A 17,855-nucleotide genomic window follows, 5' to 3' on the forward strand; every position below is an offset into this window, starting at 1 on the left:
GCCGCGCCGCGCGCCTCCGGCACGCTCGAGGCCCACTACGCCCCGCGCGCCAAGCTGCGCCTGATGGCCGGGCCGATGCTGAATACCGCGTTGCAGATGCTCGAAGGCTCGACATTGAAGCTGGCGGTATATTCGCGGACCGTGCCCGCCAAGGCGGTGCGCGGGCTGCGCCACCGCGTGATGCCGTCGCAGGCGTCGCAGGCGGCCCACGAACTTTTTTCCGCGCTGCGCGAACTCGATGCCGAGGGCGTGCATCTGATCTGGGTGGAAGAGCCGCCCGCCGATCCCGAATGGGACGGTGTGCGCGACCGCCTGCAACGGGCTGCCGCCGCCTGACTTCCTCCCCTCACCGTTTTCCCCTCTGGAGTGTTCATGATTTTCAAGGCTGATCCGAAGCAAAAGAGCTGGGTGCGCCTCGGTGCGGCCGTGCTGGCGGCCACGCTGCTCGCATCGTGCGGTGGCGGCACGCAGGTCGAGCGCTTCGTGCCACGGCGGCTGATCTCGTTCGGCGACGAAGCCAGCGTGATGTCGAGCACCGGCGCCAAGTACAGCATCAACGCGGTGATCTTCGACACCACCACCACCCCGGCCACGCCGACCACCGCGCTGGACTGCTCGAGCTTCCCGATCTGGATCCAGATGGTGGCCGGCACCTTCGGCCTGGTCTTCGCGGAGTGCAACCCGAACAGCGCGGCGGTCACGGCGCAGACGCTGGCGACGGTGGGCGCCGGCGTCAACGACGTGGCCTCGCAGATCACGCAGTTCACCTCCGGCGACTCGCTGTCGAACAAGGACCTGGTCACGGTGATGGCCGGCGCCAACGACATCGTCGCGCTGTACCAGCAGTTCCCCGGCCAGGACGCGGGCAGCCTGCAGGCCGCCGCCGCCGCGGCCGGCGATGCGCTGGGCGGGCAGATCATCCGGCTGGCCGACCTCGGCGCGAAGGTGGTCGTCGCGACCGCCGCCGACCAGGGCCTGACGCCGTATGCGGCTGCCGAGGACCTGGCGAACCCGGGGCGCGCGGCCTTCCTGTCGGCCCTCAGCTTCCAGTTCAATGCGGCGCTGCGGCTGAAGCTCGAGGACGTGAAGGACGGCGGCAAGTCGGTCGGCCTGGTGGTGTTCGACGAGCGCCTGCAGGACATGGTGCGCAACTACCCCAACTACGGGTTGGTGAACAACAACGCCGCGGCCTGCCTGAGCACCGCCGTGCTGCCGAACTGCACCATGACGACGCTGAAGAAGGTGCCGGAATCGGGCACCCTCGATGCGACCGGCTCCACCTGGCTGTGGGCCGACAACCTGCGCTTCGGCCCGTCCGCCCACGGCCAGCTCGGCTCGATGGCGTCCAGCCGCGCCGTCAACAACCCGTTCTGACCTGATGACCACCCCTCGGGGGGATGCGGGCCGGCTTGGGGCGGCCCGGCGCTCGGCCCGCCGGGAGACACGCTCCGGGCTGCTACGCTTCTTTACACGGCGAGCGGGGTTTCTCCGACGAGGCACTGCAACGGTGTCTCTCTATAGTCGGCCGCAACCATCCATCACGACAGGAGGGTGCTGTTTTGCGCCCGCCGACCAACCAAGGGGATTGCATGAAGAACTTCCGTTCCTGGGGTGCGGTGACGCTCGCGTCGCTGCTGCTCGCCGCGTGTGGCGGCGGGGGTGATGGCGACCAGTCGCCGCGCGTGCAGTACAGCGCGACGGTGTCGTTCGGTGACAGCCTGAGCGATGTCGGAACGTACGCCACGGCGGCGCTGGTCGCGACCACCCACGGCGGCAAGTACACCGTGAACAGCAGCGCCGCGAAGAACTGGACCGAGCTGCTGGCGGTGCAGGCCGGCACCGGCGCACCGTGCGCGGCGCAGACCGGACTGGAATCGTCGGGACCGCTGGCCGGCTTCGCGCAGGCCGCCGCGGCCCATGCCGGCTGCTACGGCTACGCCCAGGGCGGAGCGCGGGTGACCAACCCGGTTGGCCCCGGCAACAAGGCCCTCATTGCCGCCGGCGACACCAGCGGCTACGTCGGCCAGCTCACCGTGCCGGTCGTCACGCAGATCAACAACCACCTGACCGCCGTCGGCGGCAGCTTCAGCGGCACCGAGCTGGTCACGGTGATGGCGGGCGGCAACGACGTGTTCATCAACCTGGCGGCCGTGAGCGCGGCCCAGGCCACGCCGACGCAGGCCGTCACCGCGATGGCCCAGGCCGGCGGCGAGCTGGCGGCCTACATCAAGACGCTGATCCTCGCGAAGGGCGCGACGCACGTCGTCGTCGTGAACCTGCCCGACGTCAGCCAGACACCGCTCGGCTATTCGCAGAGTGCGGACGTGCAGACGCTGATCAACACGATGGTGACGCAGTTCAACGCCCAGTTGCACGCCGGCCTGACCGGCACCACCGGCGTGCTCGAAGTCGACGCCTACACGCAGGGACGCGACCAGGTCGCCCATCCCGAGATGTACGGCCTGACCAACGTGACGACGCCGGCCTGCGACCTGGCCAGCGCGAACACCGCCAACACGGTCAAGATGCCCTTCGCCAGCTCGCTGGTCTGCTCGACCGACACGCTGATCGCCGGCGACACCTCGCGCTACGAGTTCGCCGACACGGTGCACCCGACGCCGTTCGCCTACCAGTTGCTCGCGCGCTTCGTCGCCAAGCGCATGGTCGAAAGCGGCTGGCTCTGAGCCCGCGCCCATCGATCCGCCCACCAAAGGACATTCCCATGACCCATGGCATCAAGACCCTTGCGATCGCGGCGCTGGCACTGTTCGGCAGCACCGCGGCACTCGCGCAATCGGCCGGCACCTGGATGGTGAAGGCGGGAGCCAACCAGATCGCGCCGCAGGTGAAGAGCGACGACCTGAGCGCCTCCAGCCTGCCCAACAGCAAGGTCGACGTGAAGAGCGACACGCAGGCGATCTTCACGCTCGGCTACATGCTGACCGACAACGTCTCGCTGGAGTTCTTCGCCGGCCTGCCCTACAAGCACGAGGTGGTCGGCGACGGCGCGCTGTCGGGCGTCGGCAAGCTGGGCACCATCAAGCAGGTGTCGCCGACGCTGTTCGCGCAATACCGCTTCCTGGAGGCGAGCTCGCCCTTTCGGCCCTACGTCGGCGCCGGCCTGACCTATGCGCACTTCTACGGCGAGGAAGGCTCGGGCACGCTGACCGCGCTGACCAACCCGGGCGGCCCGGCGACCTCGATGTCGGTGGATTCGGCCTTCGGGCCGTCGTTCCAGCTCGGCCTGAGCTACCGGTTCGACGAGCACTGGTTCGTCGACGGCTCGGTCATCAAGACCTACCTGAAGACGACCACCAAGCTGTCGACCGGGCAGTCGATCGACACGAAGCTGGACCCGATCTCGACGAATCTCTCGGTCGGCTACCGGTTCTGACCGCCGTCAGTTCACCGTGTCGTTGATGACCCACTGGGTCATCGCGTCGAGGGCCGGGCGGGCGGCGTTGGCGTTGGGGTGGTTGATGATGGCCACCACGATGTAGCGCCGGCCGCTGTTGCCCAGCACGAAGCCGGCAATGCCGGCCACGTCCTTCAGCGACCCGGTCTTCAGGTGCGCGCGGCCGAGCGTCGCGCGCGAGCGCTTCAGCGTGCCGTCGAGGCCGCTGACCGGCAGCGAGCTCATCAGCTCCGGCATCACCGGCCCCATCCAGTCGGCCTGCAGCACGCGGGCGAGCAGCTGCGCGGTGGCACGCGAATCGCGCGACAGGCCCGAGCCGTTGTCGATGACCACGGACGGCGCCGCCTCCGGCCAGCGCTCGGCCAGCCACTGGCGCAGCACCTCGCGCGCGAGCTCCGGCGAGCCGAGGCCGCGCTGCGTCAGGCCGAGCGTCAGGAACAGCTGCTGCGCCATCACGTTGTTGCTGAACTTGTTGATGTCGCGGACCACCTCGGCCAGCGGCGGCGACACCAGCTCGAAGCTCGGCGGCGTGGACGGCGCGACGCCGTCGCGCACGCGCCCGGTCAGCTTGCCGCCCATCTCGTGCCACAGGCCGCGCAGCAGGCGCTCGTTGTAGCGCTGCGGCTCGGGCCAGGCGATCGACCATGATTTCTCGCCGCACAGCTTGCGGAAGCCGCCGGCCAGCTTGAGCTTTGCCGGATCGGCGGCATCGAGCAGCAGCGGCGCGCGCCAGTCGTCGCAGGGGCCGGCGATCAGCGGCACGCCGTCGTCGACCTGCAGGCCCGCCAGCGGCACGTCGGCGGTGATGCGCGCGACGCCGGCCAGCGCGTCGGGCGCGAAGGTCAGCGTCAGCGACTTGTAGTTCAGCATCAGCGCATCGGGCTGCACGTTGTACGGCCGCAGCGGATCGTTGTCGAAATCGGCCGGGTTCTGCAGCGCCGGGCGGAACGCGCTGCGGTCGAGCACGATGTCGCCGCGGATCTCGTGCACGCCGAGCTGCTGCACGCGGCGCAGCATCATCCACAACCGCTCGGGCACGAGCTTCGGGTCGCCGGTGCCGCGGATCACGAGGTCACCGTCGAGCACGCCGTTCGGGCCCGGCTTGCGCACCGTGCCCTGCAGCCAGACCGGCGTCGACCAGCTCCAGGCCGGGCCGAGCAGTTCGAGCGCGGCCGAGGTGGTCAGCAGCTTCATCAGCGACGCCGGGTTGACCGGCTGGCGCGACTGCCAGTCGAGCCGCGGCGCGCTCGCGCCGACCTCCTGCACCCAGGCGACCATCGCCTCGCGCGGCACCTTGGCGGCGTCGAGCGCCACCTCGGCCTCGACCGGCAGCGGTGCTGCCAGCGCGGGCATCGCGGCCCACAGCCCGACGGCGCCCAGCAGGATGCGTCTCCCTACATTCCCCATCCCCTGATGATCTCACGCACCCCGGGCTTTAGACTGTCGCCATGGGCACGCTGCTGGCTTTCGACACCTCCACCGACGCGATGGCAATCGCGCTGGTCACGCCCGGGCGGCATGCCGCGCACGACGGTGCCGGCGGCGCGCAGGCCTCGGCCGCGCTGATCCCCGAGCTGATGGCCTTGCTGGCCGCGCACGGCCTGGCGCTGGCCGATGTCGACGCGATCGCCTTCGGCTGCGGCCCCGGCGCCTTCACCGGGCTGCGCACCGCATGCTCGGTGGCCCAGGGGCTGGCGTACGGCGCGGCCAGGCCGGTGATCCCGGTCGACAGCCTGATGCTGGTGGCCGACGATGCACGCGTGCAGACCGATGCGGCCGAGGTCTGCGTCGCGATGGATGCACGCATGGACGAGATCTATGCCGGCCGCTACCGCTGGCGCGACGGGCACTGGGCGGTGACCACGGCGCCCGCGCTGCTGCGCATCGACGCATTCCATGCGCTGCTGCAGGAACAGCCCGTCGGCGTGATTGCCGGCTCGGCGCTCGATGCCTTCGGCGACCGGCTGGCGATCGGGCCGTCGGTGCGCCGCGTGCCGCAGGCGAGATCCCGGGCCGAGGCGCTGGCGCGTGTCGCCGCGCAGCTGTGGTCGCAAGGCGTTCGCGTCGACGCCGCGCACGCGCTGCCGGTCTACCTGCGCGACAAGGTGGCGCAGACGACCGCCGAGCGCGAACACGACAAGGCCATGAAAGCGAAGGCATTGGCATGAGTGCCGTACTGAGGGACAAGCGCCTGCTGCTGCCGCTGGGCGTCACGCAGCTCGATGCGGTGCTCGAGATCGAGCGCCAGGCCTATGAATTCCCGTGGACCCACGGCAACTTCATCGACTCGCTGGCCGCCGGCTACGTGGCCCGCGTGATCTACGGCGAGCGCGGCGAGATGCTGGGCTACTTCATCGCGATGCCCGGCGTGGACGAGATGCACCTGCTGAACCTGACCGTCGCGCCGGCCTTCCAGCGCCAGGGCCACGCCCGCTTCCTGCTCGACGAGCTGGTCGCCGTGTGCCGCGAGCGCCGCGCCGGCCAGCTGTGGCTGGAGGTGCGGCAGAGCAACGAGCGCGCCCGCGCGCTGTACCTGCGCTACGGCTTCCAGTCGATCGGCACGCGCCGCGGCTACTACCCGGCGTCGCGCGCCACGCACCCGAGCGGGCGCGAGGATGCGGCGGTGATGAGCCTGCAGGTGGGAGGTGTCGATGCGCTGGAGTGAACGCCAGGTCGCGATGCTGCAGGAGATGGGCATCCGCGTGTGGGATGCGCCGGCGCAGGGCGACGAGGTGGCGCTGGCCGAGCCCGCGCCGGCCACGGCAGCCGCACCGTCGCCCGCTGTCGCACCCAACACCGCACCCAACATCGCACCCAACACCGCACGCAACACCGCCCCCGACGTCGAGCCCGCCACCGCCCCGCTGCGCGGCCCGCGCCCGAGCGGCGTCGCGACGATGGACTGGCCCGCGCTGCGCGACGCGGTCGCCGGTTGCACCGCCTGCAAGCTGTGCAGCGGCCGCACGCAGACGGTGTTCGGCGTCGGCAACCCGCAGGCCCACTGGATGGTCGTCGGCGAAGCCCCCGGCGAGCAGGAGGACCGGCAGGGCGAGCCCTTCGTCGGCAAGTCGGGCCAGCTGCTCGACAGCATGCTGCGCGCGCTCGGCCTGACGCGCGGCGAGGCCGAACCGGCGCGCCAGGTCTTCATCGCCAACACGCTGAAATGCCGCCCTCCCGGCAACCGCAACCCCGAGCCCGACGAACTGGCCCAGTGCGAGCCGTTCCTGATCCGCCAGATCGAGCTCGTGAAGCCGCGCATGATCCTCGCGATGGGCCGCTTCGCGGTGCAGAGCCTGCTGCGCAGCAGCGAGCCGGTCGGCCGGCTGCGCGGCAAGGTGCACCGGTACCAGGGCGTACCGCTGGTCGTCACCTACCACCCGGCCTACCTGCTGCGCAACCCGGAGGACAAGGCGCGCGCCTGGGACGACCTGTGCCTCGCGCTGGAGCAGATGAAGCCGATGGATCCGACCCCGGACGCCTGACGCCGATGGACGCCACCTCGCCCGCCTGGCCCGACACCGAGGACCTGCCGTGCATGGTGCTGCGGCTGACGCCCGAGTGCCGGGTGCTGCAGGGCAACCGCGCCTTCGTCGAGTTCAGCGGCGCCGGCTCGGTGCTCGATGCCGGGCTGCTGTGGCAGTCGCTGCTCGGCGCCGAGTCGCGCGCGACGCTCGCCACGCGGCTGATCGCGCGCGAGGACTTCGCGCTGAACCTGCGCATGCAGTGCGCGCCGCAATCGGCCGGCGGCCCCTGCTGGCTCGACCTGGAAGCACGCTGGCTGCCGGGACCCGGCCACTACCTGTGCGTGCTGCACGACGTGACCGACAGCCACCGCGCCGAGTTGTCGGCGCGCGCCCGGGCCGACCAGTTCCAGCTGCTGGCCGACAACGTGYCGGTGCTGATCGCCTACTACCAGGCCAGCACGCTGCGCTGCCTGTTCGCGAACAAGCAATATGCGCAGACCTTCGGCTGGGACGAGCAGTCGATCGTCGGCCACACCGTCGCCGAGATCATCGGCGAGCCGGCCGCGCGGCTGATCCAGCCGCAGGTCGACCAGGTGCTGCGCGAGCGGCGCAGCGCGTCCTACGAGCGCGAGCTGATCGGCGCCGACGGCCAGCGCCGCTGGATCGAGGTGAACCTGGTGCCGCACGTGGTCAACGACGGCGATGCGACCGCCACCTTCGTGCTGATCTCCGACATCACGAAGCACCGCCTCGCCGAGCAGTCGGTGCGCGAATCGGAAGAGCGCCTCGCGAAGTTCATGCAGGCGAGCGCCGAGGGCATCGTGTTCCACAAGGATGGCGTGATCACCGACGCCAACCCGCCGGCGCTCGCGCTGATCGGCTACACGCTAGAGGAACTGAAGGGCCGCCAGACGCTGGAGTTCATCGCGCCCGACCAGCTCGCGCGCGCCGCCGCGACGCAATCGGCCGGTGCCGAGATCACCTACGAGAGCGTCGCGCTGCACAAGGATGGCCGCCGCCTGCCGGTGGAATTCACCGTGCGCACGATGCTGCGCAACGGCGAGCGCATGCGCATGACGCTGGTGCGCGACCTGCGCGACCGGCAGGCGGCGCAGGAGCGCATCCACCACCTGGCGCACCACGACGCGCTGACGCAGCTGCCGAACCGGATGAGCTTCATGGAGACGCTGGAGCACCGCATCACCGGCGCGCGCACCAGCGACTCGCAGCTCGCGCTGCTGTTCATCGACCTCGACCATTTCAAGCGCGTCAACGACTCGCTGGGCCACCTGATCGGCGACACGCTGCTGCAGACGGTCGCGCAGCGCATCATCCAGAGCCTGCGCTCGACCGACCTGGTGGCGCGCTTCGGCGGCGACGAGTTCATCGTGCTGCTGCCGGGCGTGCTGCAGCGCGCCGACGTCGAGGAGGCGACGCAGAAGCTGCTGGCGGCGATCGAGGTGCCGGTGAATGCCGACGGGCGGCTGATCTCGGTGACGCCGTCGGTGGGCATCTCGATGTTCCCGCACGACGGCCAGACGGCCGACGAGCTGATCAAGAACGCCGACACCGCGATGTACCTCGCGAAGGCGCGCGGCCGCGCGAACTACCAGTTCTTCACGCCGGCGATGGCGCGCTCCGCCTATGCCGCGCTGGTGATGGAGAGCCAGCTGACGCAGGCGCTGGAGCGCAGCGAGTTCATGCTGCATTTCCAGCCGCAGGTGCGTGCGCACGATGGCGTGCTGGTCGGCGTCGAGGCGCTGATCCGCTGGAACCACCCGGAGCGCGGGCTGCTGATGCCCGACCATTTCATTCCGCTGGCCGAGCAGCAGCGGCAGATGCTGCCGATCGGCCAGTGGGTGCTGCGCGACGCGCTGCGCTGCGCGCGGCGCTGGCACGAAGCCGGCATCAGCAGCGTGCCGGTGGCGGTGAACCTGTCGAGCGTGCAGTTCCAGACGGTGGGCTTCATCCAGATGATCGCCGACATGCTGCGCGAGGAAGGCGTGCCCGGCGAATTCCTCGAGCTCGAGCTGACCGAGCGCATGCTGATGGACGACCTCGGCGAGGTGAAGGCGCGGCTCGGCGAGCTGAAGGCGATGGGCATCCGGATCTCGGTCGACGACTTCGGCACCGGCTACTCGTCGCTCGGCCACCTGAAGGAGCTGCCGATCGACAAGATGAAGATCGACCGCTCGTTCGTGAAGGACCTGCCGGACGAGCACGACTCGGCGGCGATCGCGCGCGCCATCGTGCAGCTGGCGCGCAGCCTGGACATCACGGTGATCGCCGAGGGCGTCGAGACGATCGCGCAGCAGGATTTCCTGACGCGGCTCGGCTGCGACGAACTGCAGGGCGAGCTGGTCAGCTCGCCGCTGCCGGCGGCGGCGTTCGAGGCGTGGGCGATCGCGCTGGCGCGGCCGGCGCTGGTGTGAACGCCGGGCGCAGACTCACCGACTCAGGGCCGCGTGATGATGTCGTCGTTGGCGAGCCAGCGCTCGGCGGCCGCGGCGGTGCGGACGGACAGGCCTTCGACCAGCGATGCCTTGACCAGGTCCCTGACGCCGGTGTCGCGCGATTCAAGCGCCCGCTCCATCAGCTGCAGCAAGCGGGTGACGGGTTCCGCCCCGGCCGGTTCCTTCACCAGCCCCATCACCACCCGGGTGACATCGGCCATGAATACCGCAGGCACCAGGCCCTGGTGGGCCTCGATGTGCTGCCTGTGCAACGCTGACAGTTCGGGAACCTGCGTCAGCAGGTCGTCGATGAACGCCGCGATGCTCATCTGCTTTTCCAGGGGGCTCACGGGATCCTTCGGAGCGGTTGACTGCAACCGACCTGTGTGACCCCGGGCGCCGATTGGTTCCCTGGCGGACGGCTCGTGCGGCCCGTCAGCGCTTCTTGACCGGCCTCGTCCACCCCTCGAGCGACACCTGCTTCGCGCGCGACACCGTCAGCTGGCCGGCCGGTGCGTCCTTCGAGATCGTCGAGCCGCCGCCGATCGTCGCGCCGGCACCGATCACGACCGGCGCGATCAGCACGCAGTTGCTGCCGACGTGCACGTCGTCGCCGATCACGGTGCGGTGCTTGTTCGCGCCGTCGTAGTTCGCGGTGATGCTGCCGGCGCCGTAGTTCACGCGCTCGCCGACCGTCGCATCGCCCAGGTAGGCCAGGTGGTTGGCCTTCGCGCCCTTTGCGAGCGTCGAGTTCTTCACCTCGACGAAGTTGCCGATGTGCACCTCGTCGCCCAGCTGCGCGCCGGGGCGCAGCCGCGCGAACGGGCCGACCAGCGCACCGCGCCCGACGCTGACGCCCTGCGCCTCGCCGTCGATGTGCGTGAATGGATGGATCACCGCGCCGGCCAGGAGGCGCGCGTTGCGGACCACGCAGTTCGCGCCGATGCGCACGCCGTCGCCGAGCTCGACCTCGCCGTCGAAGATGCAGTTGACGTCGATCTCGACGTCGCTGCCGCAGGTGAGGCTGCCGCGCACGTCGAAGCGCGCCGGATCGGCCAGCCGCACGCCGGCCTCCATCAGCGCCTCGGCACGGGCGCGCTGGTAGCGGCGCTCCAGGTCGGCCAGCTGCATCGGGCTGTTGACGCCCAGCACCTCGGTCTCGCTCTTCGGCTGCGCGGTGACGACCGGCACGCCGTCGGCGACCGCCATCGCGATGATGTCGGTCAGGTAGTACTCGCCCTGGGCGTTCTTGTTGTCGAGCCTGGCCAGCCAGCCCTTCAGGCGCTTCGTCGGCACCGCCATCACGCCGGTGTTGACCTCGCGGATCTCGCGCTGCGCGGGCGTCGCGTCCTTGTGCTCGACGATCGCGCGCACCTGCTCGCCGTCGCGCACGATGCGGCCGTAGCCGGTGGCATCGGCCAGCGTGATCGTCAGCAGCGCGAAGCGCTCGCCGCCGCAAGCATCGACGAGCGCGCGCACCGTGGCCGCCTCGATCAGCGGCGTGTCGCCGTTCAGGATCAGCGTGGTGCCTTCGTCGTGCAGCTGCGGCACGGCCTGCTGCACGGCGTGGCCGGTGCCCAGCTGCGGCATCTGCCGCACGAAGAGCAATCCGGGTGCCTGCACCGCCGCCTCGACCTGTTCGGCGCCGTGGCCGGTGATCGTGATGATGCGGGTCGCCCCCAGCGATGCTGCGGTACCGAGAACATGCTGCAATAGGCTTCGCCCGGCCAGCTTGTGCAAGACCTTGGGCAGGCTGGATTTCATGCGGGTGCCCTTGCCCGCGGCCATGATCACGATGTCGAGTGCCATGCAACGTCCTTTTTTCAGGTCGGTGATTATCGGCGTCGCGCTGGCGCTGACCACCCTGCTTTCAGGGTGTGGTGCGATGCGCCTGGCCTACAACCAGGCGCCGGACCTCGGCTACTGGTGGCTGGACAAGTACATCGACTTCAACGACGAGCAGACGCCGCGGGTGCGCGACGCGATCACGTCGTGGTTCCGCTGGAACCGCCGCACCCAGCTGCCGGACTATGCGCAATGGGTGGACAAGCTGGCCGGCGAGCTGCAGCAACCCATCACGGCCGCCCAGGCCTGCCGCTGGACCGACGAGGTCGAATCGCGCATGTTCACCGGCCTCGACCAGGCGCTGCCGGCGCTGGCCGAGACGGCGCTGTCGCTGAGGCCGGAGCAGCTGAAGCACATCGAGAAGCGCTACGCGAAGGTCAACGAGGACTATGCCGACGACTACCTGCAGCCCGACCCGCAGGACCGGCTGAAGGCCACGATGAAGCGCACGATGGAGCGCGCCGAGATGCTGTACGGCGACCTCGACGAGGCGCAGACCGAGCGGGTGCGGCGGGCGATGGCGGCATCGCCGTTCGACCCGGAGCTGTGGCTGGCCGAACGCAAGGCGCGCCAGCAGGACGTGCTGCAGACGCTGCGAAAGCTGCTGGCCGAGCGGCCGCCGCAGCCCCAGGTGCAGGCCGCGCTGCGCGCGATCGCCGAGCGGGTGCAGCACTCGCCGCGCGAGAACTTCCGCAGCTACCAGGAGAAGCTGACGCGCTACAACTGCGAGTTCGGGGCGCAGCTGCACAACACGACGACCGCGGAGCAGCGGCAGTACGCGGCGAAGAAGCTCAAGGGCTGGGCCGGCGACTTTCGCGCGCTGGCGGCGGACACCGGGCGATGATGGATCAGCTCGGCGGAAGCTGGATCGTCACGCGCCGAGGGTTGATCCCGGTCTGCGGAAAGTCCTTCAGCGCCGCGTCGAACATCGCGGCGATCATCGCATCGCCACCCATCGTCGTACCGTCGTTGGCCGCGCGCGCCTCATACACCACCTGCCCGGACTGCCGGTCGCGGATCAGCACCGCCACCTCGCGGTCGTAGTAGGTCGTGTCGTAGTAGCGCGGGCCGAAGTAGCCGGGCGGGCCCCAGAACGGGCCTCGGCCATAGCCGCCGTAGCCGTAGCGCGAACGGAACAAGCCGCCATGCCACCAGAACGGGTCGTCGTACGGCGAGACGTCGTAGCGGTTGATGCGCGCGCCGACCTGCACCGTGAAATCGGCCGCCTTCGCGTCGCCCGCCTCGCTGAAGCCGGCCACCTGCAGCGAGTGCCGGGCCATCGACTCCAGCTTCTCCTGCTCCATCGCCCGCGCCTGCTGCGACGGCAGGCGCTCGAAGGCGTAGGTCGATGCGCTGCGCCCGGCCGGCCATTGGCTGTAGGTGGAGACGTTGCTGTCGACCGCGTTCATCGCGGCACACCCCCCCAGGCCCAGCAGCGCGCCGGCCAGCAGGGTGGTGGTCAGGGCAGGTTTCCACATGGTCGGCCTCCGTCAGGTCAAACGTGCAGCTTGATGGGCACCGCGTCGCCGGCGGGTTCGGCCGGGGCACAGCTCTCGTCGTCGTCGAAGGCCCGATCGCCAGCGGCATCGGGCACGCCGGTGGTTTTGAGTGTGGTGAACGGGTAGAGGTTCCGGTCCATCATGTGCGACGGCACGATGTTGCCCATCGCGGTGAACATGTTCTCGATGCGGCCGGGGAAGCGCTTGTCCCAGTCGCGCAGCATCTGCTTGGTCTGCACGCGCTGCAGGTTCTCCTGGCTGCCGCACAGCGTGCACGGGATGATCGGGAACTGCCGGTGCGCGGCCCAGCGCTCCAGGTCGGGCTCGGCCACGTAGGCGAGCGGGCGGATCACGATGTTCTTGCCGTCGTCGCTGACCAGCTTCGGCGGCATGCCCTTCATGCGGCTGCCGAAGAACATGTTCATGAACAGCGTCTGCAGCATGTCGTCGCGGTGGTGGCCGAGCGCCACCTTGGTCGCGCCGAGCTCGCCGGCCACGCGGTACAGGATGCCGCGGCGCAGCCGCGAGCACAGGCTGCACATCGTCTTGCCCTCGGGGATCAGGCGCTTGACGATCGAGTAGGTGTCCTGGTTCTCGATGTGGAACGGCACGCCGCGCGACTTCAGGTACTCCGGCAGCACGTGGTCCGGAAAGCCCGGCTGCTTCTGGTCGAGGTTCACCGCCACCAGCTCGAAGCGGATCGGCGCGCGCTGCTGCAGGTTCAGCAGGATGTCGAGCAGCGCATAGCTGTCCTTGCCGCCGGACACGCAGACCATCACCTTGTCGCCGTCCTCGATCATGTTGAAGTCGGCGATCGCCTGGCCGACCTGGCGGTGCAGGCGCTTGCTGAGCTTGTTGATCTCGAAGGCCTGCTTCGCCTCGTCCTTGGTGTCTTGTCGGTTGTCCAGTACGGCACTCATCACAGGTCCTTCTTCATTCCAAACACTTCGCAGCCGACGGCTTCGCAGTCGGGGTACACGTCGGGTTTCGCGGTCGACACGCGCGCGGCGCGCACGCGCGGGTGCGCCAGCATCAGCGCCAGCACGTCGTCGCACAGCGTTTCCTGCAGGTGGATGTGGCCCTGCAGCACGCGGTGGGCGATGGTGCGGCGCATGAAGTCGTAGTCGACCACCTCGTCGAGCTTGTCGGCCTTCGGCGTCGACATCGCGAGCGGAATGTAGAGATCGACGTTGATCAGCACCCGCTGCTCGCCCCTCTTCTCGAATTCGTGCACGCCGATGTTGATCCGCACCTCGTAGTCGTGCAGGAACAGCCGGCGGCAGTCCATCAGGCTGGGGTTGCTGAGGAGCGAATGCATGTCAGGTCTTCTTCCCGGGATTGGCAATGAACATCACGTCGCGCGGCTGGCCCTGCAGGTGCTGGCCGCCATCGACCAGCAGCGTGCTGCCGGTGACGGCCGGCGACTCGATCAGGAAGCGCACCGCGTGCGCCACGTCGCCCGGCGTCGACGATCGTTGCAGCGGCGTCAGGCCGTGCGCCTGGGCGAATTCTGCCTCGGTCATCGCGCCCGACAGCAGCGTGACGCCGGGCGCGACGCCGCACACCCGCAGCCGCGGCGCGAGCGCCTGCGCGAGCAGCACGGTCGCCGACTGCAGCGCCGCTTTCGACAGGGTGTAGGACAGGTAGTCCGGATTCGGATTCCACAGCTTCTGGTCGAGCAGGTTGACGACGCAGCCGTGGCCGTCGCGGGCCGCCAGGTGGGCATGCAGGGCCTGCGCGAGCAGCACGGCCGGGCCGGTGTTGGCACGCCAGTGGGCCTCCATCGCGGCGTAGCTGAAGCTGTCGACGTTGTCGTAGGCGAAGGTCGACGCATTGTTGACGACCGCGTCGAGCCGGCCCAGGCGCTCGCAGACGGCCGGCACCAGCGCCCGGCAGGCGGCCTCGTCGGCGAGGTCGGCCGCGAACACCTCGGCACGGGCGCCGAGCCGCGCGGCCTCGTCGGCGGTGACCTGCGCCTCGTCGCGCGAGCTGCGGCAGTGGATCGCGAGGTCGTGGCCGTGCGCGGCCAGCTCGAGCGCGATCGCCCGGCCCAGGCGGCGGGCCGCGCCGGTGACCAGGGTGACGGGACGTGCGGACATGGCTTTCTACAATCGGGGCATGCAAACCCCACCAGCCGGCAGTGTATCGGCGGCGCTTTCGTCGCTGATCCGCCAGGCCATCGCCCGCAACGGCGACTGGCTGCCTTTCGACCGCTTCATGGCGCTCGCGTTGTACGCGCCCGGGCTCGGCTACTACAGCGCGGGCGACCGGCAGTTCGGCATGCTGCCGTCGTCCGGCAGCGATTTCGTCACCGCCCCCGAGCTGACGCCGCTGTTCGGCCATGCGCTCGCGCGCCAGGTCGCGCAGGCGCTGCGGGCCTGCGACAGCCGCGAGGTGTGGGAGTTCGGCGCCGGCTCCGGCGCCCTGGCCGAGCAGCTCCTTGAGGCACTGGCCGCCGACGGCCTCGCGCCCGAGCGCTACACCATCGTCGACCTGTCCGGCGCGCTGCGGCAGCGCCAGCAGCAGCGGCTGGCGCGCTTCGGCGACCGGGTGCGCTGGGTGTCGGAGCTGCCGGCCGCGATGCGCGGCGTGATCGTCGGCAACGAGGTGCTGGACGCGATGCCGGTGCAGCTGCTGCACTTCGACGGCACGCAGTGGCTCGRACGCGGCGTCGTCGCGGCCGGTGATGGCCGGACCGAGGGCTTCGCGTGGAGCGACCGGCCGACCGCCCTGCGGCCGCCCGTCGAGGCCCCGTTCGTGCCCGGCACCGTCACCGAGATCCACCCGCAGGCCCGAGCCTTCATCGCGACGCTGGCCGACCGGCTGCAGCGCGGCGCGGCCTTCTTCATCGACTACGGCTTCCCGGAGGCCGAGTACTACCTGCCGCAGCGCCACGGCGGCACGCTGATGTGCCACCAGGGGCACCGGGCCGACGGCGACCCGCTGGCCGAGGTCGGCCGCAAGGACATCACCGCCCACGTCGACTTCACCGGCATCGCGCTGGCCGCACAGGATGCCGGGCTGGAGGTGGTGGGTTACACCACGCAGGCCCATTTCCTGATCAACTGCGGGCTGGTCGACCGGCTGGCCGATGCCGACCTGAAGACCCGCGCGAATGCGCAGAAGTTGTTGCTGGAGCACGAGATGGGCGAGCTGTTCAAGGTGATCGCGCTGGCGCGCGGCTGCGATGCGTCGTTCACCGAGGCCCCGCTGGGCTTCGTGCACGGCGACCGCAGCCATACCCTCTGACCCGGACCCGACGACCATGGGCTTGCGCTGGCTGCTGGTGATCCTGATCGCGCTGCTGCTGTTCAGCGGGCTGCAGCGCTGGCTGCTGAAGATCGGGCTCGGGCGGCTGCCCGGCGACTTCCGCTTCCGGCTGTTCGGGCGCGAGTTCTTCATCCCGATCACCAGCAGCGTGCTGCTGAGCCTGGTCGCGCTGGCCATCACGAAGCTGATCTGAAGCCAGTGCCGCCGGCAGGGACACGGACAAACCAGACTTGCGCCGCCCCCTACAACTGGTTACAACGGCCTCGCTCCCTTCTCTGGGATGCACAAGGAGGCCCGCATGGCTGAAGCTCTGAAATCGCCGACGACGCAGCAGGACTATCAGGAATCCCGCATCGAGGAAGAACCCATCCTCGGTCCGGTGCTCGCGATGCCCGACGGCCGCATGCACCCGCTCAGCTGGCTCGACCGCCTGAAGCTGCGGCTGCACCTGACCAACGCCCGGGCGCTCGAGTCGCGCTACTTCGCCACCTGAGGCGATGCGCCGCACAGGCTGCCCGGCAGGTCTGCACAACCTGCCCGGCGTGTTGCGCTTGTCGGTTCCGGTGTTCGTCGCGCACGAATGGCGTGCGCTGCGCTGGCTGCTGATGCTCGACGATCGGGCGCGCAGGCGCATGACGCTGCACCTGCGCAACCGTCAACTGCCGGTCGAAGGCTGAGCTGCGAGGTAGTCCGACACCGCCGTGTAGCGCGCATGGCGGATCGCCGAACCGATCGCGGTGCCCTTCCAGCCGCGCGCCAGGGCGTCGCTCGACACCTTGGCCGTGTCCACCGCCAGCGCCGCGTCCAGCGCTCCCTGCAGGCGCGGCCGCTGCGGATACGGCCGATCCTCGAAGCCGGTGCGCCCGCGCGCATCGCATTCGCAGGCGAGCAGCAGCTCCGAGAAGCGCGCCGGCCGCCGCCACACGTCGCAGCGGTCGAACAGCCGCATCACCGCGGAGCCATCCAGCTGCAGGCTGCGGTGGATGTTGCCGTGCTCGCGCGCCACCGCTTCGGCCAGCTCGCGGCAGTCGGTGGGCACCTTCAGCCGCTGCGCCAGCGCCTGCACGAGCTGCACGCTGCGCGCCTCGTGCGCGATGTGGCGCGGCAGTTCGTCGACCGGCGTCGTGCCCTTGCCGAGGTCGTGGCCCAGGCACGCGAAACGCACCTCGAGCGAGGCCCCCAGTTGCGCCGCCATGTCGAGCACCAGCATCAGGTGCACGCCGGTGTCGACTTCCGGATGGTGCTCAGGCGGCTGCGGCACGCCCCACAGCCGGTCGACCTCGGGCAGCAGGCGCGCCAGCGCGCCGCAGCGGCGCAGCACCTCGAACAGGCGCGACGGCCGCGCCTCCATCAGCCCGCGCGACAGCTCCTGCCAGACGCGCTCAGGCACCAGCGCATCGACCTCGCCGATCTCGACCATGTGGCGCATCAGCGCCTGGGTCTCGGATGCGATGCTGAAATCATCGAAGCGTGCCGCGAAGCGCGCGATCCGCAGGATGCGCACCGGGTCTTCCGCAAACGCCGGCGACACATGGCGCAGCAGCTTGTCGGCCAGGTCGCGCCGGCCGCCCCAGGGGTCGACGATGCGGCCGTCTTCGTCCTGCGCCATCGCGTTGATCGTCAGGTCGCGGCGCTGCAGGTCTTCTTCCAGCGTGACGCCCGGGTCGGCATGGAACGTGAAGCCGTGGTAGCCCGGCGCGGTCTTGCGCTCGGTGCGCGCGAGCGCCACCTCTTCCTTCGTCTCCGGATGCAGGAACACCGGGAAGTCCTTGCCGACCGGCATGTAGCCGGCTTCGAGCAGCTCGACCGGCGACGCGCCGACGACCACCCAGTCGCGGTCATTGACCGGACGCCCCAACAATGCATCGCGGACCGCGCCGCCGACCATCCACTTCTTCATCGGCGCAGT

The 17,855-nt window shown here is 70.0% G+C and carries 21 protein-coding genes; 13 read left to right on the top strand and 8 right to left on the bottom strand.

Annotated features, from left to right (window positions below; all coding sequences use genetic code 11):
* The 4 genes from AC1D1T_RS11080 to AC1D1T_RS11095 form a co-directional block, all read left to right on the top strand.
* On the top strand, positions 1-336 hold a 336-nt coding region (locus tag AC1D1T_RS11080; RefSeq protein WP_477991883.1), incomplete at its 5' end, for a Sua5 family C-terminal domain-containing protein.
* A gap of 36 nt (positions 337-372) precedes the next feature.
* The gene (locus AC1D1T_RS11085) at positions 373-1,374 is read left to right on the top strand and encodes an SGNH/GDSL hydrolase family protein (RefSeq protein ID WP_465110640.1); all 1,002 of its coding nucleotides are present in this window, start codon (positions 373-375) and stop codon (positions 1,372-1,374) included.
* Between the two features lie 215 nt (positions 1,375-1,589).
* The gene (locus AC1D1T_RS11090) at positions 1,590-2,684 is read left to right on the top strand and encodes an SGNH/GDSL hydrolase family protein (protein WP_047507900.1); all 1,095 of its coding nucleotides are present in this window, start codon (positions 1,590-1,592) and stop codon (positions 2,682-2,684) included.
* Between the two features lie 38 nt (positions 2,685-2,722).
* Complete coding sequence (locus tag AC1D1T_RS11095) at positions 2,723-3,394, top strand: OmpW/AlkL family protein (RefSeq protein ID WP_477839217.1); 672 nt, start codon at positions 2,723-2,725, stop codon at positions 3,392-3,394.
* Between the two features lie 6 nt (positions 3,395-3,400).
* Here AC1D1T_RS11095 and dacB read toward each other — a convergent pair whose 3' ends face one another.
* The gene (dacB, locus tag AC1D1T_RS11100) at positions 3,401-4,822 is read right to left on the bottom strand and encodes a D-alanyl-D-alanine carboxypeptidase/D-alanyl-D-alanine endopeptidase (RefSeq protein WP_477826563.1); all 1,422 of its coding nucleotides are present in this window, start codon (positions 4,820-4,822) and stop codon (positions 3,401-3,403) included.
* 41 nt (positions 4,823-4,863) lie between these two features.
* Between dacB and tsaB the strand changes: the two genes are divergently transcribed.
* Genes tsaB through AC1D1T_RS11120 form a run of 4 tightly spaced genes read left to right on the top strand, consistent with a single transcriptional unit; the run spans position 4,864 to position 9,311 of the window.
* The gene (tsaB, locus tag AC1D1T_RS11105) at positions 4,864-5,583 is read left to right on the top strand and encodes a tRNA (adenosine(37)-N6)-threonylcarbamoyltransferase complex dimerization subunit type 1 TsaB (protein ID WP_477826562.1); all 720 of its coding nucleotides are present in this window, start codon (positions 4,864-4,866) and stop codon (positions 5,581-5,583) included.
* The gene (gene rimI, locus AC1D1T_RS11110) at positions 5,580-6,080 is read left to right on the top strand and encodes a ribosomal protein S18-alanine N-acetyltransferase (RefSeq protein WP_047507739.1); all 501 of its coding nucleotides are present in this window, start codon (positions 5,580-5,582) and stop codon (positions 6,078-6,080) included. Before tsaB ends, rimI begins: the two co-directional genes overlap by 4 nt.
* Positions 6,067-6,897: a uracil-DNA glycosylase gene (locus AC1D1T_RS11115; RefSeq protein ID WP_477826561.1), complete on the top strand. Its 831-nt coding sequence runs from the start codon at positions 6,067-6,069 to the stop codon at positions 6,895-6,897. The genes rimI and AC1D1T_RS11115 overlap by 14 nt, the downstream gene beginning before the upstream one ends.
* Before the next feature lie 5 nt (positions 6,898-6,902).
* Positions 6,903-9,311: a putative bifunctional diguanylate cyclase/phosphodiesterase gene (locus AC1D1T_RS11120; protein WP_477991884.1), complete on the top strand. Its 2,409-nt coding sequence runs from the start codon at positions 6,903-6,905 to the stop codon at positions 9,309-9,311.
* A 23-nt stretch (positions 9,312-9,334) separates the two neighbouring features.
* Here the strand turns inward: AC1D1T_RS11120 and AC1D1T_RS11125 are convergent, their stop codons facing one another.
* Both AC1D1T_RS11125 and glmU read right to left on the bottom strand, forming a co-directional pair.
* Positions 9,335-9,682, bottom strand: a complete 348-nt coding sequence (locus tag AC1D1T_RS11125) for a DUF7674 family protein (RefSeq protein ID WP_465110633.1) — start codon at positions 9,680-9,682, stop codon at positions 9,335-9,337.
* 85 nt (positions 9,683-9,767) lie between these two features.
* A complete protein-coding gene (gene glmU / locus AC1D1T_RS11130; protein WP_477827066.1) occupies positions 9,768-11,141 on the bottom strand; it encodes a bifunctional UDP-N-acetylglucosamine diphosphorylase/glucosamine-1-phosphate N-acetyltransferase GlmU in 1,374 nt (457 codons plus the stop codon).
* Between glmU and AC1D1T_RS11135 the strand changes: the two genes are divergently transcribed.
* Positions 11,140-12,021 carry a DUF6279 family lipoprotein gene (locus tag AC1D1T_RS11135; RefSeq protein ID WP_477840974.1) on the top strand — a complete coding sequence of 294 codons (882 nt, stop codon included), beginning with the start codon at positions 11,140-11,142 and terminating at the stop codon, positions 12,019-12,021. The two genes, glmU and AC1D1T_RS11135, sit on opposite strands and share 2 nt — an antisense overlap.
* 4 nt (positions 12,022-12,025) lie before the next feature.
* Here AC1D1T_RS11135 and AC1D1T_RS11140 read toward each other — a convergent pair whose 3' ends face one another.
* Genes AC1D1T_RS11140 through AC1D1T_RS11155 form a run of 4 tightly spaced genes read right to left on the bottom strand, consistent with a single transcriptional unit; the run spans position 12,026 to position 14,775 of the window.
* Positions 12,026-12,655, bottom strand: coding sequence for a DUF4136 domain-containing protein (locus tag AC1D1T_RS11140; RefSeq protein WP_477827064.1), 630 nt, complete (start codon positions 12,653-12,655; stop codon positions 12,026-12,028).
* A gap of 17 nt (positions 12,656-12,672) precedes the next feature.
* Complete coding sequence (gene ttcA / locus AC1D1T_RS11145; protein WP_465110629.1) at positions 12,673-13,596, bottom strand: tRNA 2-thiocytidine(32) synthetase TtcA; 924 nt, start codon at positions 13,594-13,596, stop codon at positions 12,673-12,675.
* Positions 13,596-13,994, bottom strand: a complete 399-nt coding sequence (locus tag AC1D1T_RS11150) for a dihydroneopterin aldolase (RefSeq protein ID WP_047507768.1) — start codon at positions 13,992-13,994, stop codon at positions 13,596-13,598. Before AC1D1T_RS11150 ends, ttcA begins: the two co-directional genes overlap by 1 nt.
* A gap of 1 nt (position 13,995) precedes the next feature.
* Positions 13,996-14,775, bottom strand: coding sequence for an SDR family oxidoreductase (locus AC1D1T_RS11155; protein ID WP_477840970.1), 780 nt, complete (start codon positions 14,773-14,775; stop codon positions 13,996-13,998).
* Between the two features lie 19 nt (positions 14,776-14,794).
* Here AC1D1T_RS11155 and AC1D1T_RS11160 point away from each other — a divergent pair, with 19 nt between their 5' ends.
* The 4 genes from AC1D1T_RS11160 (at position 14,795) to AC1D1T_RS11175 (ending at position 16,623) form a co-directional block, all read left to right on the top strand.
* Positions 14,795-15,925 carry a class I SAM-dependent methyltransferase gene (locus AC1D1T_RS11160; protein ID WP_477991885.1) on the top strand — a complete coding sequence of 377 codons (1,131 nt, stop codon included), beginning with the start codon at positions 14,795-14,797 and terminating at the stop codon, positions 15,923-15,925.
* A gap of 16 nt (positions 15,926-15,941) precedes the next feature.
* Positions 15,942-16,139 (top strand): DUF2905 domain-containing protein, encoded by a 198-nt coding sequence (locus AC1D1T_RS11165; RefSeq protein ID WP_047507774.1) that lies wholly within the window; start codon positions 15,942-15,944, stop codon positions 16,137-16,139.
* A gap of 105 nt (positions 16,140-16,244) precedes the next feature.
* Positions 16,245-16,439 carry a hypothetical protein gene (locus tag AC1D1T_RS11170; protein WP_156154948.1) on the top strand — a complete coding sequence of 65 codons (195 nt, stop codon included), beginning with the start codon at positions 16,245-16,247 and terminating at the stop codon, positions 16,437-16,439.
* A 4-nt stretch (positions 16,440-16,443) separates the two neighbouring features.
* Positions 16,444-16,623 carry a hypothetical protein gene (locus tag AC1D1T_RS11175; RefSeq protein ID WP_047507779.1) on the top strand — a complete coding sequence of 60 codons (180 nt, stop codon included), beginning with the start codon at positions 16,444-16,446 and terminating at the stop codon, positions 16,621-16,623.
* On the opposite strand, the gene AC1D1T_RS11180 is transcribed toward AC1D1T_RS11175, so the two are convergent.
* Entirely contained in the window at positions 16,602-17,846 is a 1,245-nt protein-coding gene (locus tag AC1D1T_RS11180) for a multifunctional CCA addition/repair protein (RefSeq protein WP_465110626.1), read from the bottom strand. The two genes, AC1D1T_RS11175 and AC1D1T_RS11180, sit on opposite strands and share 22 nt — an antisense overlap.
* Positions 17,847-17,855 lie beyond the last annotated feature (9 nt).

This window comes from Rhizobacter sp. P2_H3 (assembly GCF_056403355.1).

What these genes read in the sequence shown, in the direction of transcription:
- AC1D1T_RS11085 (WP_465110640.1), top strand. Translation starts at nt 373, where the DNA reads ATGATTTTCAAGGCTGATCCGAAGCAAAAGAGCTGGGTGCGCCTCGGT.
- AC1D1T_RS11090 (WP_047507900.1), top strand. Translation starts at nt 1,590, where the DNA reads ATGAAGAACTTCCGTTCCTGGGGTGCGGTGACGCTCGCGTCGCTGCTG.
- AC1D1T_RS11095 (WP_477839217.1), top strand. Translation starts at nt 2,723, where the DNA reads ATGACCCATGGCATCAAGACCCTTGCGATCGCGGCGCTGGCACTGTTC.
- dacB (WP_477826563.1), bottom strand. Translation starts at nt 4,822, where the DNA reads ATGGGGAATGTAGGGAGACGCATCCTGCTGGGCGCCGTCGGGCTGTGG.
- tsaB (WP_477826562.1), top strand. Translation starts at nt 4,864, where the DNA reads ATGGGCACGCTGCTGGCTTTCGACACCTCCACCGACGCGATGGCAATC.
- rimI (WP_047507739.1), top strand. Translation starts at nt 5,580, where the DNA reads ATGAGTGCCGTACTGAGGGACAAGCGCCTGCTGCTGCCGCTGGGCGTC.
- AC1D1T_RS11115 (WP_477826561.1), top strand. Translation starts at nt 6,067, where the DNA reads ATGCGCTGGAGTGAACGCCAGGTCGCGATGCTGCAGGAGATGGGCATC.
- AC1D1T_RS11135 (WP_477840974.1), top strand. Translation starts at nt 11,140, where the DNA reads ATGCAACGTCCTTTTTTCAGGTCGGTGATTATCGGCGTCGCGCTGGCG.
- glmU (WP_477827066.1), bottom strand. Translation starts at nt 11,141, where the DNA reads ATGGCACTCGACATCGTGATCATGGCCGCGGGCAAGGGCACCCGCATG.
- AC1D1T_RS11140 (WP_477827064.1), bottom strand. Translation starts at nt 12,655, where the DNA reads ATGTGGAAACCTGCCCTGACCACCACCCTGCTGGCCGGCGCGCTGCTG.
- ttcA (WP_465110629.1), bottom strand. Translation starts at nt 13,596, where the DNA reads ATGAGTGCCGTACTGGACAACCGACAAGACACCAAGGACGAGGCGAAG.
- AC1D1T_RS11150 (WP_047507768.1), bottom strand. Translation starts at nt 13,994, where the DNA reads ATGCATTCGCTCCTCAGCAACCCCAGCCTGATGGACTGCCGCCGGCTG.
- AC1D1T_RS11155 (WP_477840970.1), bottom strand. Translation starts at nt 14,775, where the DNA reads ATGTCCGCACGTCCCGTCACCCTGGTCACCGGCGCGGCCCGCCGCCTG.
- AC1D1T_RS11165 (WP_047507774.1), top strand. Translation starts at nt 15,942, where the DNA reads ATGGGCTTGCGCTGGCTGCTGGTGATCCTGATCGCGCTGCTGCTGTTC.
- AC1D1T_RS11170 (WP_156154948.1), top strand. Translation starts at nt 16,245, where the DNA reads ATGGCTGAAGCTCTGAAATCGCCGACGACGCAGCAGGACTATCAGGAA.
- AC1D1T_RS11175 (WP_047507779.1), top strand. Translation starts at nt 16,444, where the DNA reads ATGCGCCGCACAGGCTGCCCGGCAGGTCTGCACAACCTGCCCGGCGTG.
- AC1D1T_RS11180 (WP_465110626.1), bottom strand. Translation starts at nt 17,846, where the DNA reads ATGAAGAAGTGGATGGTCGGCGGCGCGGTCCGCGATGCATTGTTGGGG.